At 69.3% G+C, this 21,734-nt stretch carries 18 protein-coding genes; 9 read left to right on the top strand and 9 right to left on the bottom strand.

Annotated elements, in window-relative coordinates:
* Positions 1-345: 345 nt before the first annotated feature.
* Together AC07X5_RS32360 and AC07X5_RS32355 are read left to right on the top strand one after the other, a co-directional pair.
* Positions 346-1,794 carry a sensor histidine kinase gene (locus AC07X5_RS32360; protein WP_494773507.1) on the top strand — a complete coding sequence of 483 codons (1,449 nt, stop codon included), beginning with the start codon at positions 346-348 and terminating at the stop codon, positions 1,792-1,794.
* A 5-nt stretch (positions 1,795-1,799) separates the two neighbouring features.
* Positions 1,800-2,813, top strand: coding sequence for a Bug family tripartite tricarboxylate transporter substrate binding protein (locus AC07X5_RS32355; protein WP_494773506.1), 1,014 nt, complete (start codon positions 1,800-1,802; stop codon positions 2,811-2,813).
* A gap of 102 nt (positions 2,814-2,915) precedes the next feature.
* Here the strand turns inward: AC07X5_RS32355 and AC07X5_RS32350 are convergent, their stop codons facing one another.
* The 3 genes from AC07X5_RS32350 to AC07X5_RS32340 all read right to left on the bottom strand — a co-directional run bounded on the left by AC07X5_RS32350 (position 2,916) and on the right by AC07X5_RS32340 (position 5,740).
* A complete protein-coding gene (locus AC07X5_RS32350) occupies positions 2,916-3,896 on the bottom strand; it encodes an FHA domain-containing protein (RefSeq protein ID WP_494773505.1) in 981 nt (326 codons plus the stop codon).
* Positions 3,893-5,368: a S1 family peptidase gene (locus AC07X5_RS32345; RefSeq protein ID WP_494773504.1), complete on the bottom strand. Its 1,476-nt coding sequence runs from the start codon at positions 5,366-5,368 to the stop codon at positions 3,893-3,895. Before AC07X5_RS32345 ends, AC07X5_RS32350 begins: the two co-directional genes overlap by 4 nt.
* Before the next feature lie 201 nt (positions 5,369-5,569).
* Positions 5,570-5,740 carry a hypothetical protein gene (locus AC07X5_RS32340; protein ID WP_494773503.1) on the bottom strand — a complete coding sequence of 57 codons (171 nt, stop codon included), beginning with the start codon at positions 5,738-5,740 and terminating at the stop codon, positions 5,570-5,572.
* A 324-nt stretch (positions 5,741-6,064) separates the two neighbouring features.
* Here AC07X5_RS32340 and AC07X5_RS32335 point away from each other — a divergent pair, with 324 nt between their 5' ends.
* Positions 6,065-6,601 carry a hypothetical protein gene (locus AC07X5_RS32335; RefSeq protein ID WP_409963202.1) on the top strand — a complete coding sequence of 179 codons (537 nt, stop codon included), beginning with the start codon at positions 6,065-6,067 and terminating at the stop codon, positions 6,599-6,601.
* A gap of 92 nt (positions 6,602-6,693) precedes the next feature.
* Entirely contained in the window at positions 6,694-7,410 is a 717-nt protein-coding gene (locus tag AC07X5_RS32330; RefSeq protein WP_494773502.1) for a DUF899 family protein, read from the top strand.
* A gap of 19 nt (positions 7,411-7,429) precedes the next feature.
* On the opposite strand, the gene AC07X5_RS32325 is transcribed toward AC07X5_RS32330, so the two are convergent.
* From AC07X5_RS32325 to AC07X5_RS32305, 5 genes are all read right to left on the bottom strand, one after another.
* A complete protein-coding gene (locus AC07X5_RS32325) occupies positions 7,430-8,608 on the bottom strand; it encodes a P-loop NTPase family protein (RefSeq protein ID WP_494773501.1) in 1,179 nt (392 codons plus the stop codon).
* 71 nt (positions 8,609-8,679) lie between these two features.
* On the bottom strand, positions 8,680-10,191 hold the full coding sequence (locus AC07X5_RS32320; RefSeq protein ID WP_494773500.1) for a M14 family metallopeptidase: 1,512 nt from the start codon (positions 10,189-10,191) through the stop codon (positions 8,680-8,682).
* A gap of 59 nt (positions 10,192-10,250) precedes the next feature.
* Positions 10,251-10,463 carry a DUF2788 domain-containing protein gene (locus tag AC07X5_RS32315; protein ID WP_409957832.1) on the bottom strand — a complete coding sequence of 71 codons (213 nt, stop codon included), beginning with the start codon at positions 10,461-10,463 and terminating at the stop codon, positions 10,251-10,253.
* Positions 10,460-11,308, bottom strand: coding sequence for a DUF2189 domain-containing protein (locus AC07X5_RS32310; RefSeq protein WP_494773499.1), 849 nt, complete (start codon positions 11,306-11,308; stop codon positions 10,460-10,462). The genes AC07X5_RS32315 and AC07X5_RS32310 overlap by 4 nt, the downstream gene beginning before the upstream one ends.
* Positions 11,309-11,384: 76 nt before the next feature.
* A complete protein-coding gene (locus tag AC07X5_RS32305) occupies positions 11,385-12,188 on the bottom strand; it encodes an HAD-IA family hydrolase (RefSeq protein ID WP_494773498.1) in 804 nt (267 codons plus the stop codon).
* A 102-nt stretch (positions 12,189-12,290) separates the two neighbouring features.
* On the opposite strand from AC07X5_RS32305, the gene hemH reads away from it, so the two are divergent.
* From hemH to AC07X5_RS32290, 3 genes are all read left to right on the top strand, one after another.
* The gene (gene hemH / locus AC07X5_RS32300; protein WP_494773508.1) at positions 12,291-13,406 is read left to right on the top strand and encodes a ferrochelatase; all 1,116 of its coding nucleotides are present in this window, start codon (positions 12,291-12,293) and stop codon (positions 13,404-13,406) included.
* 67 nt (positions 13,407-13,473) lie between these two features.
* On the top strand, positions 13,474-15,969 hold the full coding sequence (locus AC07X5_RS32295; protein ID WP_494773497.1) for an AAA family ATPase: 2,496 nt from the start codon (positions 13,474-13,476) through the stop codon (positions 15,967-15,969).
* A 206-nt stretch (positions 15,970-16,175) separates the two neighbouring features.
* Positions 16,176-17,336, top strand: a complete 1,161-nt coding sequence (locus AC07X5_RS32290) for an ABC transporter substrate-binding protein (RefSeq protein WP_494773496.1) — start codon at positions 16,176-16,178, stop codon at positions 17,334-17,336.
* 4 nt (positions 17,337-17,340) lie between these two features.
* Here the strand turns inward: AC07X5_RS32290 and AC07X5_RS32285 are convergent, their stop codons facing one another.
* Positions 17,341-17,991, bottom strand: coding sequence for a response regulator transcription factor (locus tag AC07X5_RS32285; RefSeq protein ID WP_494773495.1), 651 nt, complete (start codon positions 17,989-17,991; stop codon positions 17,341-17,343).
* 67 nt (positions 17,992-18,058) lie between these two features.
* Between AC07X5_RS32285 and AC07X5_RS32280 the strand changes: the two genes are divergently transcribed.
* Together AC07X5_RS32280 and AC07X5_RS32275 are read left to right on the top strand one after the other, a co-directional pair.
* Positions 18,059-19,945, top strand: coding sequence for a sensor histidine kinase (locus AC07X5_RS32280; RefSeq protein ID WP_494773494.1), 1,887 nt, complete (start codon positions 18,059-18,061; stop codon positions 19,943-19,945).
* A gap of 245 nt (positions 19,946-20,190) precedes the next feature.
* Positions 20,191-21,734, top strand: a 1,544-nt coding sequence (locus AC07X5_RS32275; protein ID WP_494773493.1) for a hypothetical protein, incomplete at its 3' end; no start/stop codon positions are given.

Raw genomic sequence — 21,734 nt, 5'->3', positions numbered from 1 at the left:
ACCCCTTCTGGCTGCGCCGAGAAGCGCAGGAGCTGGGGTGGGCGTGTGTGCCGAAGGACACACACGCTTCGTCGTCTGGCTCGTCGATGCTGTTTGAGCAGAATTCGAAGAACGCAGCGAGTTCATCGACGCCCACCCCAGTTCCGAGCATCGCAGGCTGCCCCCATCGCCCTTCGGGCGATGGGGGACGCAGACTGGGGGTCGCCTTTTCTTTGCCCACTTTCTTTTGGCGAAGCAAAAGAAAGTGGGTGCGCCGCCGGGCGCGCATCCCGGCTCCCGCCCACTGCAAAGGCACGGAGCAACCATTCACAGAGCCATCCTCCGAACCATCGAGGTGCCACTGAGATGGCGCCCACAATACCGTCCAGCACAGGTCCCGGCAGTCCCTGGGCCAGACTGCGCCGCACCAGCCTCTGGCGCCTCCTGGCCCTCCTCCTCCTCCCCGTCCTCGCCCTGGTCACCTGCGTGGAACTGTGGATGACCAGGCACGACGCCCTGGAAGCCGCCAACGCCGCCTACGACCGTTCATTGCTAGGCGCTCTCAAGTCCATAGACGCCAACATCTCCACAGCCTCCGGCGGCCTCTCGGCTGAACTCCCCTACACCATGCTCGAATTCTTCGAGCTCACCGCCAGCGGCCACGTGTACTTCCGCGTGGCGTCTTCCGACGGCCTGGTGGAGCTGGGCAACGCCGACCTGCCCCTGCCGCCCGGCCCGCTGGAGCCCGGCGTGCCACGCTTCTACGATGCGGAGTACTTCGGTGAATCGGTGCGCCTGGCCGCCTACCGGCGCAAGGTCGATGCCAACGACACCGCCGTGCCCGCCACGGCCGACGGACAACCCGGCAGCGTGCTCGTGCAGGTGGCCGAAAGCACGCAGTCGCGCCAGGAGTTCACGCGCCGCTTCGTGCAGCGCGCGGCCCTGCGCGATGGCCTGGTGCTGGCCCTCATGGTGCTGGGGGCCGCTGCCACGCTGGCCATGGCGCTGCGCCCGCTGTCGCGCCTGGCGCGCGGCGTGCAGGAGCGCAGCCCCGACGACATGACGCCGATTGCCGACACCGACCTGCCCGCCGACATCCGCCCGCTGGTGGCCGCCGTCAACGAACAGATGGCCCGCACCCAGGCGCTGGTGGCGCAGCAGCGGCAGTTCCTCGACGATGCCTCGCACCAGCTGCGCACGCACCTGACCACGCTGCAGATGCAGATCGACTACGCGCGCCGCGAGCCCGACCCCGCCCAGGTGCAGGATGCGCTGGCCGCCATCGGCGGCGAGATCGCGCGCGCCACGCGCAGCACGCAGCAGCTGCTGGCCCTGGGGCGCAGCGACACGGCCGCGGTGGAGTACGCGCCCTTCGACCTGGCCGGGCTGCTGCGCACCGTGGCGCTGGAGCTGCTGCCCCAGGCGCGCGCCAAGCAGATCGACTTCGGCATCCACACACCCGCCCCAGAGTTCATGGCCGTGGCCGACAGCGGCCTGCTGCGCGAGGCCGTCACCAACCTGGCGGCCAATGCCATTGCCTACACGCCCGCGCACGGCACCATCACCCTGTCGGCCGCCGGCGACGCCCTGGGCTGGAGCGTCAACGTCGAGGACAACGGCCCCGGCATGGCGCCCGAAGAGCGCGCCGCACTGGGCCAGCGCTACCGGCGCGGCTCGCAGGCGGCGGCCGGCGGCTCGGGCCTGGGGCTGGCGATTGCGCGCTCCATCGCCGAGCGGCACCGCGGCGCACTGCGGCTGGAGGCGCGCCCCGACGGACCGGGCCTGCTGGCGATATTCTGGTGGCCCAAGCCATGATGCCCATGCCCTTCCCAACCCATTGCTCGCGCCGCCATGCCCTGGCAGCCCTGCTCGGCAGCCCGGCCTGTGGTGTGCACACCGCGGCGCAGGCCGATGCCAGCACCGAGCCCGCGGAATGCATCGCTCCCTCCAAACCCGGCGGCGGCTTCGGGCTGACCTGCGGTCTCGCGGCCGACGCGATCCTGGCCGTGCGCCCGGGCCGCACGCCGCTGCCCACGCGCTTCCTGCCCGGCGGCATCGGTGCCGTGGCCTTCGACCAGGTGGCCACGGGGCGGCTGGGCGGGCCGGGCACGCTGGTGGCGTTCTCCAGCGGCTCGCTGCTCAACATCGCACAGGGCCGCTTCGGCCCGCACCCGGTGAGTGCCCTGCGCTTCATCGCCACGCTGGGCACCGACTACGGCGTGATCGCCGTGCACCGCGACGCGCCTTACCAGAACCTGGCACAGGTGCTGGTGGCGCTGAAGCGCGACTCGGCCCGCGTGGTGTTCGGCGCGGGCGGCACCATCGGCAGCCAGGACTGGATCAAGGCCGCACAGCTGGTGCGCGCTGCAGGGCAGGACCACAAGAAGATGCGCTTCGTCGCCTTCGAGGGCGGCGGCGAGGCACTCAAGGCGCTGCGCGGCGGGCACCTCGACATCTTCACCGGCGACGCGGCCGAAGCCATGCAGGCCTCCGCGCAGGGCCTGCCCCTGCGCATCCTGGCCGTGCTGGCGCCGCAGCGCCTGCAAGGCCAGCTCGCCGGCCTGCCCACCGCACGCGAGCAGGGCATCGACCTGACCTGGCCCACCGTGCGCGGCGTGTACATGGCCGCCACCACCCCCGACACCGCGGTGCGCGCATGGACCAGCGCCTTCGAGCAGGCCCTGGCCGCCCCGGGCTATGCCGCCCTGTGCAGCCGCTACGGCCTGTACCCCTTTGCGCTCACCGGCGCGGCGCTGGAGGACTTCGTGCAGCGCAGCCTGCAGGACTACCGGCGCATGGCCCAGGACCTGGGGCTGCGCACCTGGCCCCGCTGATCCGTCGTTCCGCTGGCAGGGCTGGCGGCGTCCTGTCGTACCACCCGTACTGCCTGCGACGCAGCCTGGCCAGAACCGCTTCGCTGAATTCTTTACCCGCTCTTATTCGTCCTCCCCCTGACCGTCATCACGCAGCCGGCGATCCAGCTTGCCACGCAGCGACCCGGTGTCTTTCAGGAACTCGTCCACGGGCACGGCAGGGGCCACGCGCAGGCCTGGCGGGAACAGGCTGCTCATGTACAGCTTGTTCGACAGGCGCATGTTGTTCAGCCACTGCGCACCCAGCCACGATGGCAATCCCACTGCCACCAGCGCAGCCAGCGCCCAGGCCAGACCCACACGGCGGCGCGGCAGCACCGTGGACAGGTGGGCATACAAGGCCCCCGCCAGCACCAGTGCCACCAGCACACTGGCAAACCGCGAAAAGGATTCCAGCGAAAAGGTGAACGCCACGAAGTTCGCCACCAGGTGCACCGCATCCACCGCCAAGGCGGCCGTGCAGGCGATGCGCACATGGCGCCAGAACCGAAGCTGGCCGCCGAACACCTTGCTGGCCACTGCCCATGCGCCCGACCAGACGCCCAGGCTGGCCAGCAAACCAAGCAACATGCCGGGAACAGCCTTCAGATACTGCGAGGCGTCTCGGGCCTCCAGCCACGCCGACCCCAATGCCGCAGCCAGCACCAGCACCATGAGCGCTGCCGTGGTGGCCACCGTGCTCCACGGAAACCGTGGCAGCGCCTGTTCGTCGGCGATGGGGGCATCGGCCAGGCGCAGCGCGACGTGGGTGTGGCCCAGGTCGATGGGGGTGTCGCCCGGCCAGTCGAAGCGCTCGCCCTGGGCATAGTGCCTGCGCAGCAGGCGCACGCCATTGCGGGTGTGCAGCACCTCCACCTGCACCGCGCGCGGGGCATCTTCCTGGCGGTCGATGCGCAGGTGCGTGGGCGCGACGAAGGGATCGTCCAGCACCAGGTCGCAGTCCAGGCCCCTGCCCACCGTCACAGGCCAGCGGGTGATGGGGGCGCGTGCCAGCAGCGCGCCGTGGCGGTCGAAGGCTTCCATCAGGCCGAGGGTGGGCATCATGGTGCGGCTTCCCAGCGAAACGCCTTGAGGTAGTGGCTGGCCAGCTTCATGCCGTTGTCAAAAGCAATGCCTTGCACATCCAGGCGGCCCAGGATGCCTTGCGTGGGCTGGTTGACCGAGGCTGTGAGCACGGTCATGTTGTACAGGCCGGGCAGCTTGCGGTAGGCCGACATGCAGACCACCGCCCGCAGCGGCAGGCTGCCGGAGTCCACGAAACGCTCGCTGCATTCAACGGCTGTCTGGTGGCGGTTGCCACGCGTCTGGAAGCGCTCGTTGGCAAAGCTTTGCGAGAACACCCGGGCAAAACGCGCCGCGCCCAAGGTGGGGGCGTTGTAGGCCTCATAGGCCAGGCCCACGGTGCCGGTGCTGTAGTCGCCGGCCACGACATCGCTGTCAGCCTGGCACTGCGTGCGCTCCAGGTTCAAGCCCGGAAAGTTCGGGTCGCGCCCCGATCCCCAGCACCGCGCCAGCGCGTCGTCGGGCACCGGCACCCGGTAGTTGCCGTGGCGTTGCTCACGAAACGGTGCTTTCAGAAACCGCTCGGTCAGCACCTGCTGGTGGCCTGTCAGTTGCCTTGTCACTTCGGCGTACGCGGGCTGTGTGATGGGCTCTGCGCTGGCCGCGCGCTGCACCAGCGCCTGGGCAAACTCGGCAGGGATCAGGAAACTGACCTGCTCGCCATCGAGCCGCTTGGCCACGTTGACGCCCAGCACCCGCCCCGCATCGTCCACCGAGGGGCCGCCGCTCATGCCGGGGTTGAGCGTGCCACCAAAGAAAATCCGCGGATAGAAGCTGCGCCGCACCAGCCCGTTGTAGGTGCCCTCTGTGACTGCAAAGCCGATATCCAGCGGGTTGCCCAGCGAGTAGATGCGCTCGCCCTGTGCCAGGGCCTCTGCGGCGGGCCGAAAGGTCAGCACCGGCGCCGCTGCGGTGCGGGCCTTGGCGCGCAGCACCGCCAGGTCGCGCTGCACGTCGAACGCCAGCAGCTCGACCTCGCCCTCCTGCCCCTCCATCGTGACGTACACGCCGCGGTAACGCTCGGGCTCCAGCGCCAGCTGGCTGGCCACATGGAAGTTGGTGACGATCAGGCCGTCCGTAGAGACAAAGAACCCTGAGCCGATCGACGCCTGGGTGTCGGCATTGCGCAGCAGCGTGCGGATCTGCACCAGTTTGTCGCGCGACAGCTCATAGATGCGCCGGGCATCGCGGGACAGGGGTGCTGCGGGCACGGCAGCGGCACCGGCCGCCGCCGCCGATGCGGCCGCACTGCGGTCCACCGGCTCGGCGCCCGCTGCAGCGGGTGGCAGCGCTTGGGATGCCGGTGCCGCAGGCGATGCCGCGCTGGCAGTCGCAGCCACGGCCGTGGGGGCCGCCGCAGGGCGGGGTGCAATCTGGGCGTGGGCCACAGCGCAGGCCAGAACAAGAAGGGGAACCGCGGCAAGCCGTAGCGGGCAGGTCAAAAGAAGAGGCATCGTGGCATTCTATGAACGCTCTGCACCGCACCCCGTGCTGTAGGGGCAGCGCACCGACACCATGCCCCCTCACGGGCCCAGCAATCTGGCACTCACCTCGGCGGCATCGGGCGTATCGAACTGCATGTTGTGCTGGTCCGTCAGCGGGCCATGGCCCGGCTCCATGCCGCCGGCAGCGTCGTAGCCCATGGCCTTGAACTTCTATGTGCCGCCCACCTTTTTGAGCGAGCCCACATGCGCGCCCGTGGCCGTGTGCACGGCCACCACGGTGGCGTTGACGGGCAACAACTGCAAAGGGCCCGCCACGGGGCCGGGCGGCACGTGGGAGAAGGTGGGTTTGAAGACTGGCGGTTGGGACGGACTCTGGAGCATGGTGGTGTTTGTATCTCAAAGCGCGCACCTCCCACCTGCAACCGGGGATGCCGCATTCGAGCAGGCCCCGGCCCCACGCGTTGACACGAGAGGCACACACAGTCGCCATTTGCGTGAACTACTGCGCACTTACCAAAGAGTAAAAGTCTGCAACGGCGCTGTAAAACGCCCCTGCGTGTGGATACTGGCGGCTCTACAAAAAAGCTGGCACAACGAGGAGGGAGGCTGCGGTCTAAGAACGTGTTTACGATCTCTACGGGGCCGTAGAGATCGTAAACACGTTCTAAACGCCCCGCCTGATCGCTCGTGACGTGCCCGACCGCCATGAAAAACTGGATTCTCACCCTGTGCCTGGCCGCCGTGACATCGGCCCTGGCACCCACCGCCGCCAGCGCGGCCACGTTCACGATTCCCGATGCGGGCGTGTCCTTCAATGCGCCCGAGGGCTTCACCCAGCTCACGGCCGAGGAGATCGGCAGCAAATACCCGTCCAACCGCGCGCCCAACTTCGTGGTGGGCAATGCCCGGCGCACCACCACCATCGCCTTTGACCTCAAGCCCCAGGGCCTGCCCAAAGACAAGCTGCCCCAGGCCAAGGCCTCGTTCGAGACCCTTTTCGACCGCATCATCCCCGGCATCGAGTGGAAGGAGAAAAAACTCCTGGACATGCGAGGCCAGCAGTGGATCTACTTCGAGATGACCTCGCGCGCGATCGATACCGACATCTACAACATCATGATGGTCACCCCCCACCGGGGCAAGATGCTGGTGTTCAACTTCAACTCCACCAAGGGCGAATTCCCAGCCGTGGAGAAAGAGCTGAGAAAGAGCCTGGAGACGATTGCGGTGGCGGGCGAATAGCCCAGCAGGCGGGCGTTTATCCTACCCACAACCTGCTGGCAAGGCGGCATAGTCGTGCGTTCATCGGTCCATGGCGGCCGGGGAGAGCAACGATGACGACGAATGCAGATTCCGCGTTGAAGCCAGCCGCGCAACTGGCTGAGAAAGCCAAGACCCCCTTCCCCGGCGCCTCGGCCGAGTACGAGGCCGCGCGCCAGGCCCTGCTGGCCGAAGAGATCGAGTTCCGCCGCCACATGACGCGCCTGGTCGCGCAGCGCCAGGCCCTGCCGCCCGGCCCGGTGATCACCAAGGACTACCGCTTCAAGGACGAGCAGGGCTTCGACGCGGGCCTGGCCGACCTCTTCGGCGACAAGGACACCCTGGTCACCTACTTCTGGATGTACGGCCCGCAGCGCGAACGCCCCTGCCCCATGTGCACCAACTGGCTGGGCTCGGTCGAGGGCAACGCCGCCGACATCCAACAGCGTCTGGCCCTCAAGATCCTGGGCCGCTCGCCGGTGGAACGCCAGTACGCCTTTGCGCAGGAGCGCGGCTGGCGCGACCTGAACTTCGTGCAGACCGTCGGCGACGACTACGCGAAGGATCTGGGCATCCTGATGCCCGATGGCAGCGAGTACCCGGCGCTGGTCGTCTACCAGCGCGATGGCGAAGGCCAGGTACGCCTGTTCTGGGCCAGCGAGATGACCAAGGACATGGCCGACCCGGGCCAGGACCCGCGCGACGCGCCGGACATTGCGTCGCTGTGGTCTATCCTGGACCTCACGCCCGAGGGGCGCCCTGCGAGCTGGTATCCAAAGTTGAAATACTGAGCAAGGTCCGGGCGAGCGCTCAGTTCTTGTCGATCCCGTGAGCCGGCACCGGCCCCGCCAGCATCTTGCGCTCCCGCCACGCCTGCTGCACAAACGGGTCCGTCACCGCATAGGTGCCATGGCCCTTGCGCACGATGAGGTTGGCGTCGCGCAGTTCTTCCGACACGCGCTGCACCTGGTCGGCCGTGACCTCGCGGCCCACGGTGGCGGTGTATTCGGCCAGGGCGTCGGTGGTGAACAGGCCGCTGGCATCGCCTTCCACGCGCGCCACGCGGTCGAAAATAGCGCCCGCGAGCACACCCAGGTCTTCGAGCTTGCGCAGCTCCACGTCGGCCGCCGCGCCCTTGAGCGTCGCGGCGATCACCGGCAGCAGGCGGTCGGCCTCGGCCGGGTCTTCGCGCTGCAGCTGGCGCAGGGCACGGATCAGCTCTTCGGGCCGACGGCCCAGCAGGTTGAAGGCGGCAGTCGCCACGGGCAGGCTGGGCAGCACGGGTGCGCCCTCCTCGGCAATGCCCTGCAGCACATAGGCCACGTAGTCACCATCGAGCGTGGGGTATTCGACCGAGGTGGCACCGGCAAAGGCGTGCTTGCCCTGCAAGGTCATGCCCACCACCTGGGCGCGGTGCGAGCCCGTGCCGATGAAGAGGAAATGCCCGGGGGTGTCCGGCCGCGGGTTGATGGCATCGCGCGCGGCCTTGATGGCCAGCAGCATCTGCGCGCCATCGTCGCCGGCCAGGGCCTGCTGCACCTCGTCCACGATCAGGACCAGATCGGTCCGCGCCAACTCGATCACCTCGGTCAGCGCCTGGGCCAGCGTGACACCGCCCTTGGCCCCCACCTCACTGAGCTGGAAGGCGAACTTGAAGCCCGCAGCGCCCACATCCAGCCCCTTGAGCCGCGCCAGGCGGCTCAGCACACCCGAGCCCGGCGCCTGCAAGTCGGCCAGCGCACGGCGGATGGCCGCATGCACCAGCGTGGCCGGGTCGGCCTTGGTGTCGGCCCACAGGTCGACATAGATGACGATGGCGCCCTTGGCCTCCAGCGCAGGGATCAAATCCTGGCGCAAAAAGGTGGTCTTGCCGGTGCGGCGCAAGCCCGACAGAAAGAGCCCCGAGCGCAGCCCCTGGTCGAGCAGGCCGGGCTCCAGCAGTTGCTTGGCCATCTGCTCGGCCAGTGCGGGGCGGTGGAAAAGGTCCATTTGGGCAATTTTAGTCAAAACCAATAATTAGCACAAACGACTAAATCCACCTAAAAGCGAGCCAACGCAGTTCACACCGGCGCCAGCACCCGCCACACCGGCAGTTCTGCCCCCGCCACCGGCTCGGCCACGATGCCATTGGCAATCACGCCATCGTCGCTCTCGGCCTCGCAGGCCACCACCGCAATGGCGCCGTAGCGCTGGCCCGTGGCCACCACGCACCAGCCTTCGGGCAGAGCGCGCTGCGTGCGCTGGTGGCTGGCCGTCCAGTGCGTACTGGCCTGGGCCTCCAGGATGGCGGGGCCGGGCTCGGCCACGGGCTGCTGCATCACGGGCACCTCCACCTCCAGCACGGTGCCGGCCGCCACGGGCGCGGTCTGCAGGCCATGGCCCTGCAGCCAGTCGGCCACGGCCTGGGGCATGGCGTAGGCCCAGGGGCGCTGCACCGTGGCCGTGGGCACGAAGTGGGCGTAGTGCGGCACCTGCACCCTCACCGGGTCGCCGGTGAGGGTGTAGGGCTCGCGCGTGAGCACTTCCACCGTGGTGCCGGGAATCGACTCCAGCGCGTAGCGGATGGCGACCTGCTCTGGCGGCTCGGCACAGGCGGCGAGCAGGTCGACGATCTCCTGGCCGTTGGCGGCGGCATAGACCAGGGCCTCGCGCAGCACGGCATAGGTGACCTCCACGCGCTCCTGGTAGCTGATGTACGAATACGCCTCCAGCAGCACATCGAGCCGGTTGGTCAGCCCGCGGTAGTTGCAGCCAAAGCGCGGGTGGTGGGTGTAGGTGATCCAGCCCTGGCCCTGGCCGCCCTCATCGCGCACGAAGTTGCCGTACCAGAAGGTGTCCAGGCCCTCGGTGCGCTTCACCGCGGCCTGTACGGCGGGCATCATGCGCTCGCGCATGTAGGCCACGGGTTCGGCGCGGCCCGTGTGCTCGGTGTGGGGAATGTCGTAGGTCAGCGCAAAGCGGTGGATGGAGCCGTTGGTGGCATGGCAGTCCAGCGTGAGGTGCGGGTTCCACGGCTGGCATACGCGCTGCTGCAAGAGGCGCATCTCGGGTGCCTGCTGGCGCATGTAGTCGCGGTTGAGGTTCACGCCCGCGGCATTGGTGCGCGTGCCGACCAGGGCCGGGCCGTCCTGCCCGCGCAGGTGGGCGATGTCCAGCGGACGGTTGTCGGCGCTCATGCGGTCGTTGCCGTCGGGGTTGAAGAGTGGCACCACGAGCAGCACGGTGCGTTCGAGCAGTTCGGTGCCATGGTCGCCGCGCAACAGGTTGCGCACCAGCATGAGCACGCCCTCCTTGCCCTCCACTTCGCCGGCATGGATGCCGCACAGCATCAGCACCACCGGCAGGCCGCTGGCCTGCGCGGCCTCGGGCGTGTGGTGGCCCTGGGCGGACAGCACCAGCAGCGGCAAGGCGCGCCCCTCGGGCGAGGTGCCGAAGTCGCTGACGTGCAGGCGCGGGTCGCCCAGGGCTGCCAAGCCCTGCACATAGGCCATTACGTCGGCGTGGGTGGAGGTCTCGGTATAGCCGCTGGTTTCGGCACGGGTGCGCAATGGGGTGGTCGTGGGCAAGGACATGGCAGGATGTTAGGGCCAGTCGTGCCCTGCGCACCATCACCACTTTGTCGCAAACGGTCTCACCGCTCCAGCCACCACTGGATCAGCACTTTGGCAATGAAGCCGATGAAGCCCACACCCAGACCCAGGAACAACACGAAGGTGCCGAAGCGCCCGGCCTTGGACTCCCAGGCCAGTTGGCCGATGATGAACAGCATGTAGGCGATGAAGGCGCCCACGCCCCAGGTGAGAAAAAAGCCCGAGATCTGCGCCTCGGTAAAACCGAAGATCATGGCCGCCGCCCCACCCTGCCCACGCCCGCGCCCTCGCGCTCCGGCAGGCCCGAGGCATCGACCAGATCCCGGTAGGCATGCCAGCTCGCATGGCCCAGCATGGGCAGCACAGCGATCAGCCCGAGCAGCAGCGAACCCAGGCCCAGCAAGGTGAAGCCCAGGATCAGCGTCGCCCACAATGCCATGGGCAGCGGATTGGCCAACACCGCCTGCCAGCTGGTCAGCACCGCCTGGCGCAGCGTGGCCCGCCGGTCCAGCAGCAGCGGCATGGCCACCACGCTGGAGGCGAAGATGGGCGCGGCCAGCAGGCTGCCCAGCGTCAGCCACAGCGCGAACAGCCGGCCATCGGGCGCCAGCACCACGTGGTGCATGAAGTCGAGTGGGGTACGCACGGGCACCGGTGCCAGCAAGGTGATGAGCGCGGCCGAGGTCAGCACCCAACCCGTGGCCGCCAGCGCCAGCAGCGCGCCGAACTGCACCAGGCACCAGTAGTCGTGGTCGCCCCATTTGGCGGGGTGGCTGTTCTGCCAATCGAGCCAGGTGCGGCGCACCAGGGCCGCATTGACCGGCTCGCCGCGCTCCAGCGCACGGCTCAGTGCATACAGGCTGGTGGCCAATACCGGCGCCACCACCAGAAAGCCCGAAAGCGCCCCCGCCAGCAGCCAGAAGCGGTGGTGCGCCACGGCCAGCAGCACGCCGCCGAACAGCGCCACCGCCAGGCCATGCGCAAAGCTCAGCCAGCCGGTGCGCACCATGTCGCGCCAGGCCAGGGCCAGCCAGGCCAGGGGCTGCATCAGCCCGATGGTGCGCACGGGCGGCAGGGTGGGAGGGGGCTTGGGGCGCATGGTGGCCCCAGTCTCGCGCGCCAGCGCAGTGCGCGCCTTGATCTACGGCAAGAAAACGCCGCAGCGCAGCCGATGCTCAGCGTGGGGGCTGCGCCAGCGCCTCGGGGATGGCCTTGAGCAACTCGCGGATGGCCGTGAGGCTGGCCACCGTGGCATGCGGCGGCTCACCGTGCTGGTCGTGTGCCCAGGGGTGGTTGGGTGTATTGAGCCAGATGGCCTGCATGCCGGCGGCCAGCGCGCCCTGCACATCCAGCGCGGCATCGTCGCCCACATGCAGCACCTCGTGCGGCTGTACCTGCGCGGCACTGGCGGCGGCGTGGAAGATGCGCGCATCGGGCTTGGCGATGCCGAAGGCAGTGGCGCTGATGCTGGCCTTGAAGTAGTGGCCGATGCCGATGCGGTGCACATCGGCATTGCCGTTGGACAGCGCCACCACCGGGTAGCGCGCAGCCAGAAAGGCCAGCGTGTCGTGCGCATCGGCGAACAGCTCCACGCGCTGGCGCTCGGCGAAGAACAGGTCGAACGCGGGCTCGGCCAGGTCGGGCTCATCACCCGCCTGCGTGAGCGCCAGGCGGATGGACTCGCGGCGCAACGCGCTCAGGTCGTGCACCAGATCGGGCCGCAGGGCCACCATCTGGTTGCGGATGGCGCGCAGCGATTCGGTGCTCGAAAACAGCGTGGCCGTGGCGGGCGCGTGCTCGGTCAGCCACTGCAGCAGCACGGCCTCGGCCCGCTCGATGGTGGGCCAGATGGGCCACAGCGTATCGTCCAGGTCGATGCTGATGGCGCGGATGCGGCTGGTGTCGAGCGGGCGGGCCAGGACGGCGGCGGCGCCAGCGGGCGCCTCGGCAGATGGTTCGGAAGAGGGGACGGCAGGCATGGTGTCCCGAGAATACCGCAGGCCCCAGGGGCCAGCGCCTGAAGGCCCGCATACCCCGTCCGCCGGATGGGGGCGCGTGCATTTGCCACAATCGGGGCCATGCTGCGCACCCCCTTCGCCCCAGAACCCCCCTACAACCACGGCCAGCCCGAACGCACCGCCATCCTGCTGTGCAACCTGGGCACGCCCGACGAGGCCACGGCCCCGGCCGTGCGCCGTTACCTGGGGCAGTTCCTGTCGGACCACCGCGTGGTGGAGATCCCCAAGCTGGCATGGCTGCCCATCCTGCACGGCATCATCCTGCGCACGCGCCCTGCCAAGTCGGCCGCCAAGTACGCCAGCATCTGGACCCAGGACGGCTCCCCCCTGGCGCTGTGGACCGCCAAACAGGCCACGCTGCTGCGCGGCTGGCTCGGCGAGGCCGGCCACCAGGTGGCGGTGCGCCATGCCATGCGCTACGGCAACCCCTCCATCGCCAGCCAGCTCGATGCCCTGAAGGCCGAGGGCGCCACGCGCATCCTCATCCTGCCGCTGTACCCGCAGTACTCGGGCACCACCACGGCCAGCGTGTTCGACGCGGTCTACGCCTGGGCCGCGCGCACGCGCCACGTGCCCGAGCTGCGCTTCGTGAACCGCTACCACGACCACCCCGGCTACATCGATGCGCTGGCCCGCAGCATCGAGGCGCACTGGAAGGTGAATGGCCAGCCCGACAAGCTGGTGATGAGCTTCCACGGCGTACCCGAGCGCACGCTCATGCTGGGTGACCCCTACCACTGCGAGAGCCTGAAGACCGGTCGCCTGCTTGCCGAGCGCCTGGGCCTGCGCCGCGAGCGCTACGTGCTCACCTTCCAGTCACGCTTTGGCAAGGCCAAGTGGCTGGAGCCCTACACCCAGCCCACCATCGAGGCCCTGGGCAAGGCCGGCACGCGCCGGGTGGACGTGGTCTGCCCCGGCTTCACCAGCGACTGCCTGGAGACGCTGGAAGAGATCAACATGGAGGTGCGTGAGGCCTTCTTGCACGCCGGTGGCCAGGAGTTCCACTACATCCCCTGCCTGAACGACAGCAGCCACTGGATCACCGCGCTGAGCCGCATCGCCCAGCAGCACCTGGCGGGCTGGCCCACCGAGCTGGAAGGCGCAGCCGCCCAGGCCGATGCGCGCGAGCGTGCGCTGGCCGGCGGTGCCCCCAAGAGCCCGATGCCGCCAGGCCGCTGACGCGCAAAAACTCCCTTTTTCTTTCCTTGTCGTCTCAACGGCCCCGTTTTCCGAATTGCCGCTCTCCATGTCCGCTTCCGCCCGCGCCCTGCCTGCCCACCAACTGCGGCTCATCGTCGACGCCGCCACGCTGGGCTTTGCCAGCACGGCCGAACTCACGGGCCGGCCCCTGCCCTGGATCGGCCAGGAACGCGCCGAAGCCGCCGCCCGCTTCGGCCTGGCCATGCAGCAGCCCGACTACCACCTCTTCGTGCTGGGCGACGTGGGCAGTGGCCGCGCCTCGCTGCTGCACCAGGCCATGCTGGCCGAGGCCGCTCGCCGCCCCGTGCCGCCGGACCTGTGCTACCTGCACGACTTCGATGCGCCCGAGCGCCCGCGCGCCCTGCGCCTGCCCGCCGGCCAGGGCCGCGTGCTGCGCCAGGCCCTGCAGGACATGGGCACGCGGCTGGAGGCCGAGGTGCCCCAGCACCTGGCGAACCCCGCCTTTTTGGCCGATGCCGCGCGTGTGGAGCAGCGCTGGCAAGCGCAGGAGAACGAAGCGCTGGCCGCGCTCGACGCGTTTGCGCTGGCGCGCCAGCTGCGCCTGGTGCGCACCAACGGGCAGATGGCCATCAACCCCCTGGGCCCGCGCGGACAGCCGCTCAATGATGCCGAGGCGCGCGTGCTGCCGCCCGAGCGCCGCGCCGCCATCGCCCGCGACGAGGATGCGCTGCGCGCCGAGATCGACCGTTTCGCCCAGGCCATGCGCCCGCTGGAGCGCGAGCGCGATGCCGCCCTGGCCGCGCTGCGCCGCGCCGTGGTGCACCCCCTGGTGCAGCAAGCGCTGCTTGGCGCCCGCCAGATCGCCCCGCAGGCCGCCCGCCTGGCCCAGTGGCTGGACCAGGTGGAACGCGCGCTGCTGGGCAACATCGACCTGCTGGAGCCCTACTACGGCGAGAACGAGGCCGATGCCGAGGCCGACCGCAGGGACGACCTGGACGGCTTGCTCGCAAAGTGCCGCGTGAACTTGGCGGTGGACAACGGAGGGCGCAGCGGCGCCCCCGTGATCGTGGAGGACAACCCGCAGCAGCGCAGCCTGATGGGCAGCATCGACCACGGCGCCAATGCCGACGATGCCGACCCCGGCCAGGCCGACGTCTCGGCCATCCATGCCGGCAGCCTGCTGCGCGCGCATGGCGGCTTCATCCTGCTGCACCTGCAGGACCTGGCCACCGAGGAAGGCCTGTGGCCGCGCGTGCGCCGCTTCCTGCGCAGCCGCCGGCTGCAGATCACCGACGATGCGGGTGGCAGCGGCGCAGGCCCCGGCGGCGGCGCAGCACCGGCCGGCCTGCAGCCCGAGCCGGTGGAAGTGGATGTCAAGATCGTGCTCGTCGGCTCGGTGGACGAGTACTACGCCCTGCAGGACAACGACCCCGAGGCCGCGCGCCGCTTTCGCGTGAAGGTGGACTTTGCCGACCGCTTCATCGCCACACCGGCCACGCACCGGGCCACCGCCATCTTCGTGGCGCAGTGCTGCGCGCAGCGCGGCCTGCCGCACTTCAGCCCCGGGGCGGTGGCCCTGCTGATCGAGCAAAGCCACCGCGAGGCCGACGACCAGGGCCGCCAGAGCGCCCGCTTCGCCCAGGCCGAAGCGCTGGTGATCGAGAGCGCGGCCCAGTGCCGCCTGCGCGCCCCCGCCGATTCCACGGCATTGGTGCAGGCCGCTGACGTGCAGGCGGCCCTGGCCGCCCAGCGCCTGCGCCACAACCAGACCGAGGAAGAGCTGCACCAGACCCTGGCCGAAGGCGAGTGCCTCATCAGCCTTACCGGCCAGGCCGTGGGCCAGGTCAACGCCCTGTCGCAGATCGACCTCACGGACTACCGCTTCGGCTTTCCGGTGCGCATCACGGCGCGCAGCTTCGCAGGGCAGGAAGGGCTGCTCAACATCGACCGCGAGGTCCGCCTGTCCGGCCCCATCCACGACAAGGGCGTGCTCATCCTGCATGCCTACCTCACGGCCCTGTTCAGCCACGTGGCACCGCTGGCGCTCAATGCCTCCATCGTGTTCGAGCAGGAGTACAGCGGGGTGGAGGGCGACTCGGCCTCGTGCGCCGAGCTGTACGCGCTGCTGTCCAGCCTGTCGGGCCTGCCGCTGCGCCAGGGCATCGCCGTGACCGGCGCGCTCAACCAGCACGGCGAGGTGCTGCCCGTGGGCGGCATCAACGAAAAGATCGAAGGCTGGTTCCAGGCCTGCGCGGCGGCAGGGCTCGACGGCACGCAGGGCGTGCTCATCCCCGCGCGCAACCGGCGCCACCTGATGCTGGCGCACCCCATCCTCGATGCGGTGGAGCGCGGGCTGTTCCATGTCTACACCGTGCAGCACGTGAGCGAGGGCATCGCCCTGCTGACGGGCGAGGCATCGGGCATGGCCCCGGGTGCGGTGCAGGCGGCTGACGCCGCCGACGAGGTGATTCAGACCGTGCTCAGCCGCGCGGAGCAGACCCTGCGCGCCTACCGGCGTGCCTGCCAGAGTGCGGGTTACACGCGTGCGGGCCGCGCCGGGCGCAGATCGAGGCGCGACTGAGACCGGGTCCTACGGGAGCATTTGCGTCCACGGTGTGACAAGGGGGTGCCACGGAGTCACCAACGTGACGCACCAGGCGCCTCCGGCAGTGTTTTCCCCGACCCATTGTGGTGCATGCGCGCTCGATACTGGCTGCGCCGCCGACCCATGCGGGCACTCTGCGTGCCGCCATGGACAGGCGCAGCACTACAACAGGAGACACGCCGATGCACCCCTTCTCCACGGCCCTCGCGCCCCCTCTCACGCGCCGCCGCGTGCTGTCCTCAGCAGTGGCCACCACCGTGGCCCTGCCCGGCTGGACACTGGCGCAATCACAGGCCACCGAGCCCTGGCGCATCGGCCAGACGGCCGCCCTCACCGGTCCGTTGGCATTTCCATTCGTTGAGATGAACAAGGGCATTGCCGCGGCTTTCCAGGAGGTCAACGAGCGCGGCGGCATCGACGGGCGGCGCCTGCAGTTCACGAGCGCCGACGATGGCGGCGATCCGGCCAAGGCCGGCGCCAACGCCAAGAGGCTGCTGGAGGAGGACAAGGTCTTCGCCCTGCTCTCCTGCGGCGGCACCACCAGCGTGATGGGCGCCCTGCCCCTGGCCATGGCGGCCAAGGTGCCGCTGATCGCGCCCGGCACGGGGTCGGACGCGCTGCGCCCGTTCAACCCGCTGGTGTTCCACGCGCGCGCGAGCTATGCGCAGGAACTCAACAAGATCGTGCAGCAACTGGGCTCCACAGGCTTCACCAAGTGCGCGGTGGCCTACATCGACAACCCTTTTGGCAAAGCGACGCTGGCGGCCTTCGACGCGGCGGCCAAGGCGCACAACAACAAGGACTGGAAGGCCTTCCTCCTGCCCGAAACGCCCGAGGGCGTGGCACGCACGGTGGACGAGATCACCACCTGGCAGCCCACGGCCCTGATCTCGCTGGCCGTGGGGGCCGTGGGCATACCGTTCTACCAGTCGCTGCGCCAGCGCGTGAAGGCACCCGCGTTCTCGATTTCCTTCCTGGGCTCGCGGCCGCTGCTGGCGGCGCTGGGCGAGTCGGCGCGCGGCATCACCGTGGCCCAGGTCGCACCCAACCCCGACAACGTCGCCAAGCCCATCGTCAAGGCCTACCGCGATGCGCTCAAGGCCCATGTGCCGGACGCCGAACCGGGCTATTCATCGCTGGAGGGCTACCTGAGCGCCCGCCTGATGATCGAGGCCCTGCGCCGCGCCGGTCGCACCGCCACGCGCGAAAAACTGGTCGACGCCCTGCACAGCATGCGCCCCTACGACATGGGCGGCTTCGAGCTGCGCTATGGCCCCCAGGACCACAACGGCACGGATTTCGTCGAACTGTCGTACTTCAACGGCGAGCGATTCCGGCGCTGATGGATCACTGCGCGAACGCAAAGCCCTGGTTGCGAAAGGTATGCACCGGCAGCGCCAACTGGGTCTCGGCCTGTACCTTGCTGCGCAGGGTGTCGAGCCGACGCGTGTCGCCCGGGTCTCCGCCGGGCGCCAGCACGGCATTGAGTTCCTCGCGCGCGATCTTGTGGGGCTGCACGGCCAGCAAGCGCTCGAGCACCAGGGCCTCGGCCCCCGTCAGTGCCACGGCCAGGCCGTTGGGCGCCAGCAGCTGCCGGCTGCCCGGGGCGATGCGCCAGCCGGTGCCAGACAGCCGCGATGCCAGGCGCTCGATCACCGCCTGCAGCTCGCGCGGCTCCACCGGCTTGACCAGGTAGGCATCGGCACCCGCGCCCAGGCCGTCGATGCGGTCGTCGAGCTGACCGCGCGCGGTGGCCATCACCAGGCCCACCGACTGCCCGCTGTGCGCGCGCACCCAGCGGGCGGCGTCCATGCCGTCGCCGTCGGGCAGGCCCAGGTCGAGCACCACCACATGCCAGGGCGCCGCGCGCAGGCTGGCCTGCATTGCGCTGATGCTGCCCACGCCCTGCGCGTGGAAGCCTTTGAATTGCAGATAATCCACCAGCTCCAGCCGCAGGTCGGGGGCATCTTCAACGATGAGAACGTGGATCTTGGGCATGCTGTGGTTTCTGACGTCATGGCCGCGCCGATGGCTGCGCACCGCAGGGCCCTGGCTGGTATTGTGCATGCTCTGCTCAGCGGCCCAGGCCGCAGGGACCCAGGCCGGCCTGCCGCCGGCCCTCGCGGTACAGGGCCGCACGGCGCTCGACCTCACAGGGTATCTGGCCGTGCTGCGCGACCCCGGCGGCCAACTCACCGTGGACGAGGTCAGCCGTTTGCCCACCCTGGCCGGCCCGGCGGGGCAGCCGGCCTTCACCCCCCAGCACCGCTCGCTGGCGCTGGGCTACAGCACCGATACCATCTGGCTGCGCTTCACCCTCCAGCCGCGCCCTGGCGACAGCGCCCCGTGGTGGCTGGTCGCATCACCCCCCTTCCAGGACCGGCTGGACCTGTACGCGCCCAACGGCCGGGGCGGCTTCGACGCCGTGCGCGCAGGCGATACCGTGCCCGCCACGCAGCGCCCCTTGCAGTTGCGCGAAACCGTATTCCCGCTGGCGCCTGCGTCCACCGGCACCACCTACCACCTGCGCTGGCAGAGCAGCAGCACGCTGGCCATGCAGCTGCATGTGCTGGCACCCGCCACCTACATCGAGCGCGAGGTGCTGGAGATCGCGCGCCACGGGCTGTTCCTGGGCTTGCTGCTGACGGCCGTGCTCACCACGCTGATCTGTGCGCTGTGGCTGCGGCAGGATTTTTTCTTCGTCGCCACGGCCTACCTGGTGCTGCTGGGGGCCACGCAGATGGCCCTCAACGGCTACGACCTGTTCCTGGTGGACACCTACCTGCCCCAGGCGCGCAGCCTGCTGGCCAACCAGCCCATCGGCTGGCTCAGTTGCCTGCTGCCCGCCGCGCATGGTGGGTTCGCCCTGTCCTACCTCAAACCCTACCCGCACATGCCCCGGTGGACGCGGGCCCTGCAAGCCGTTTCGGTGCTGTACCTGCTGTGCGCGGCTGCCACGCTGTGGGTCGACTGGGTGCATCTTGCGCCCTGGGTGTTCGGCCTGCTGCCCGCCTTCGTGCTGCTGCTGGTGGGCCTGTTCGTGGGCATGCTGCGCCATCGCCGCCAGCCCGCCCTGCTCATGCTGGCCATGTTCCTCCCGGGTCTGGTGGCGGCGGTATTGCAAGGCGCGCGCAACCTGGGCTGGCTGCCCCTGGGCTTCTGGACCTCGGGCCTGTGGGAGACCACCACCTTCCTGCAGGTGCCATTCTCGATGGTGGTGGTGCTGTTGCGCATGCGCGAGGTGCAGCACCAGTTGCTGGCCGCGCACGAGCGCGAGCGCAGCCGCCGCCGGTTCGCGCGCGTGGTGGCGCACGAGCTGCGCACGCCGCTGGCCGTGGCGCGCACCGCCCTGGCCAACCTGCAAGAACGCACACTGCCGGTGCAGCCCGGCATGGCGCCGCGCTTTGAGCGCATGCGCGCCGCGCTGGCACGGCTCAACACCCTGGTCGACAACGCGCTGGCCGAGGACCGCCTGGGCAGCGATGCCATCGTGCTGGAGCGCGAACCCGTCACCCCCGCACAGCTGCTTGCCCAGGCGCAGGCGCTGAGCACCGCCGACGAGCGCCACCCCTTGCACCTGCACGCCCCGCCCGAGGGCGGACGCCCCTGTGCGCTGGACCGCCAGTGGCTGGGGCTGGCGCTGGCCAACCTGATCGACAACGCCATCAAGTACAGCCCCGAGGACGGCCCCATCGAGGTTTCCATCGAGCAGACCACCACGGAGACCGCCATCCACGTCAGCGACCGGGGCATGGGTATCGCACCCGGCGACCTGCCCCATGTGTTCGGCATGGGCTACCGCACGCCCGCCGCGCTGCGCGCCACAGGCATCCAGGGCACGGGCATGGGTCTGTACCTGGTGCAGCAGGTGGCGCACCTGCATGGGGGCACCGCGTGCGCCGAGAACCGGGCCGGCGGCGGCAGCCGGTTCAGCCTGCACCTGCCTGGATAGCCGGGCGCCCCGGCGGGGGTGTATCTGCGGCGCATCGCCCACGCCGGTCTGCAAGATTTCTCAAGACAGCTCGCAGGCGATTTCCGCTACAAACAAATCACGTTTCTTTTGGATGCAGTGGATACATCTTGAACCATCTGGTCGCCAGACCAGTGGAGCAGACGGTCCTTGTTCAACTGCCACGCAGCATGCCGCGGATGCTCTGCTGCGCCTTCCTTGCCCTACCTCACCGACACGGCCACCGCATGACCACGACGATTCTCCAGAAATTCGACACCGCCGCCGCGCTCTCCGACAACTTCAACAAATCCACCGGCGGCAACTCCAACGCCGGCTCGTTCGCTTGGGGTTCGGGCGTGGGCATCGAAGGCGGGGCCGGCATCACGGTCCCCACCGGTTCCGACGAGATCTGGACCACCAAGCAGGCCTACACCGTCGCCGCCGACGGCACCTACAAGCTCGGCGTGCTGTACAAGAACTCGGCCAACTCCGGCTACGGCTCCCTGGGCTTCACCACCACCGATCAAAATGCCGCCAGTGGCGGCAGCGCCACGCCGGCAGAGTCGTCCATCGGCATCTCCTTCCATGGGGGTGGCGGCAACTGGGTCAACAACACCGTTGGCGGCGCACTGAGCTGGACCGGTGGAGACACCATCATCTCGCCCCCCACCTGGTACTACTACGAGCTGCTGATCGAAGCCAAGGGGTCCAACCAATACGACCTGACGTTCAAGATCTACAACGTCAACCAGACGAGCGGCGCCATCACCAGCACCAAGACCACCCATACCACCACGGTGACCAACGCCAGCGTGGGCTCGGCCACGCAGCTGCATGTGTTCTTCGGGGCCGAGGGCCAGCGCATGAACGCGATGGACAACTTCAACATCGAGATCGGCGGCAGCGCCACCGTGGTGGGCTCGCAGACGGGCGGCACCACGCCGGGGGACACCACCGCCCCCACGGTCACCAGCAGCAGCGCCAGCTACGAGGCCGCCACCCAGACGCTGACCCTGAACGGCAGCAACTTCGCCACGCTGCATGAGCCCGGTGAAGATGCCACGACCGACGTCAAGGCACGCCTGGACTGGAGCAAGCTCTCGTGGGACATCAACGCCGACAATGCCACGACGGCCGATGTGTCCTTCACGCTGGCCGACATCGCGTCGGCCAAGGTGGTCAACGGCACCACGCTGAGCATCGTGCTCAGCGGCACCAAGGCTTCGGCGCTGCAGGGCGCGGCAGGCTATGGCGCCACGGGCGGCGCCGATACGCTGGACATCAGCGCCGGCTTCGCCCGCGATGTGGCCGGCAATGTGGCGACCACCGATGCCCTGGCCGACGGCGCCATCACCCTCATCGTGCCGGTACCGGCGGTGGCCAGCATCGTGCGGCCTGCCGGCGCCAGCGCCGCGACCAACGCCACCAGCGTGACCTACAAGGTGACCTTCAACCAGGCCGTACAAGGCGTGGATGCCAGTGACTTCACGCTGACCGGCACGCCCACGGGCACCATCGGCACGCCCACCACGTCGGACGGCGGCACCACCTGGGAGGTGCCGGTCACGGGCATCGCCGGCGAAGGCGCCCTGCGCCTGGACCTCAAGGCCAGCGGGACCGGCATCGAGAACAGCAGCAACACGCCCATCGCAGCGGGCTACACGGCAGGCGAGACCTATACCCGGGACACCACCGCCCCCACCACCACGGGAAGCACGCTCGCCTTCTCTGCCGACACGGGCGCCAACACCAGCGACCTCAAGACCTCCGCCGCCAGCCAGACCCTGTC

The organism is Acidovorax sp. GW458-11-26-14-TSB4 (genome assembly GCF_059423865.1).
This window is presented reverse-complemented; position numbering and strand designations above follow the sequence as displayed.

Excerpts from the sequence above, each read along its gene's own strand:
- AC07X5_RS32360 (WP_494773507.1), top strand. The coding sequence starts at position 346 with ATGGCGCCCACAATACCGTCCAGCACAGGTCCCGGCAGTCCCTGGGCC.
- AC07X5_RS32355 (WP_494773506.1), top strand. The coding sequence starts at position 1,800 with ATGCCCTTCCCAACCCATTGCTCGCGCCGCCATGCCCTGGCAGCCCTG.
- AC07X5_RS32350 (WP_494773505.1), bottom strand. The coding sequence starts at position 3,896 with ATGATGCCCACCCTCGGCCTGATGGAAGCCTTCGACCGCCACGGCGCG.
- AC07X5_RS32345 (WP_494773504.1), bottom strand. The coding sequence starts at position 5,368 with ATGCCTCTTCTTTTGACCTGCCCGCTACGGCTTGCCGCGGTTCCCCTT.
- AC07X5_RS32340 (WP_494773503.1), bottom strand. The coding sequence starts at position 5,740 with ATGCTCCAGAGTCCGTCCCAACCGCCAGTCTTCAAACCCACCTTCTCC.
- AC07X5_RS32335 (WP_409963202.1), top strand. The coding sequence starts at position 6,065 with ATGAAAAACTGGATTCTCACCCTGTGCCTGGCCGCCGTGACATCGGCC.
- AC07X5_RS32330 (WP_494773502.1), top strand. The coding sequence starts at position 6,694 with ATGACGACGAATGCAGATTCCGCGTTGAAGCCAGCCGCGCAACTGGCT.
- AC07X5_RS32325 (WP_494773501.1), bottom strand. The coding sequence starts at position 8,608 with ATGGACCTTTTCCACCGCCCCGCACTGGCCGAGCAGATGGCCAAGCAA.
- AC07X5_RS32320 (WP_494773500.1), bottom strand. The coding sequence starts at position 10,191 with ATGTCCTTGCCCACGACCACCCCATTGCGCACCCGTGCCGAAACCAGC.
- AC07X5_RS32315 (WP_409957832.1), bottom strand. The coding sequence starts at position 10,463 with ATGATCTTCGGTTTTACCGAGGCGCAGATCTCGGGCTTTTTTCTCACC.
- AC07X5_RS32310 (WP_494773499.1), bottom strand. The coding sequence starts at position 11,308 with ATGCGCCCCAAGCCCCCTCCCACCCTGCCGCCCGTGCGCACCATCGGG.
- AC07X5_RS32305 (WP_494773498.1), bottom strand. The coding sequence starts at position 12,188 with ATGCCTGCCGTCCCCTCTTCCGAACCATCTGCCGAGGCGCCCGCTGGC.
- AC07X5_RS32295 (WP_494773497.1), top strand. The coding sequence starts at position 13,474 with ATGTCCGCTTCCGCCCGCGCCCTGCCTGCCCACCAACTGCGGCTCATC.
- AC07X5_RS32290 (WP_494773496.1), top strand. The coding sequence starts at position 16,176 with ATGCACCCCTTCTCCACGGCCCTCGCGCCCCCTCTCACGCGCCGCCGC.
- AC07X5_RS32285 (WP_494773495.1), bottom strand. The coding sequence starts at position 17,991 with ATGCCCAAGATCCACGTTCTCATCGTTGAAGATGCCCCCGACCTGCGG.
- AC07X5_RS32280 (WP_494773494.1), top strand. The coding sequence starts at position 18,059 with ATGCTCTGCTCAGCGGCCCAGGCCGCAGGGACCCAGGCCGGCCTGCCG.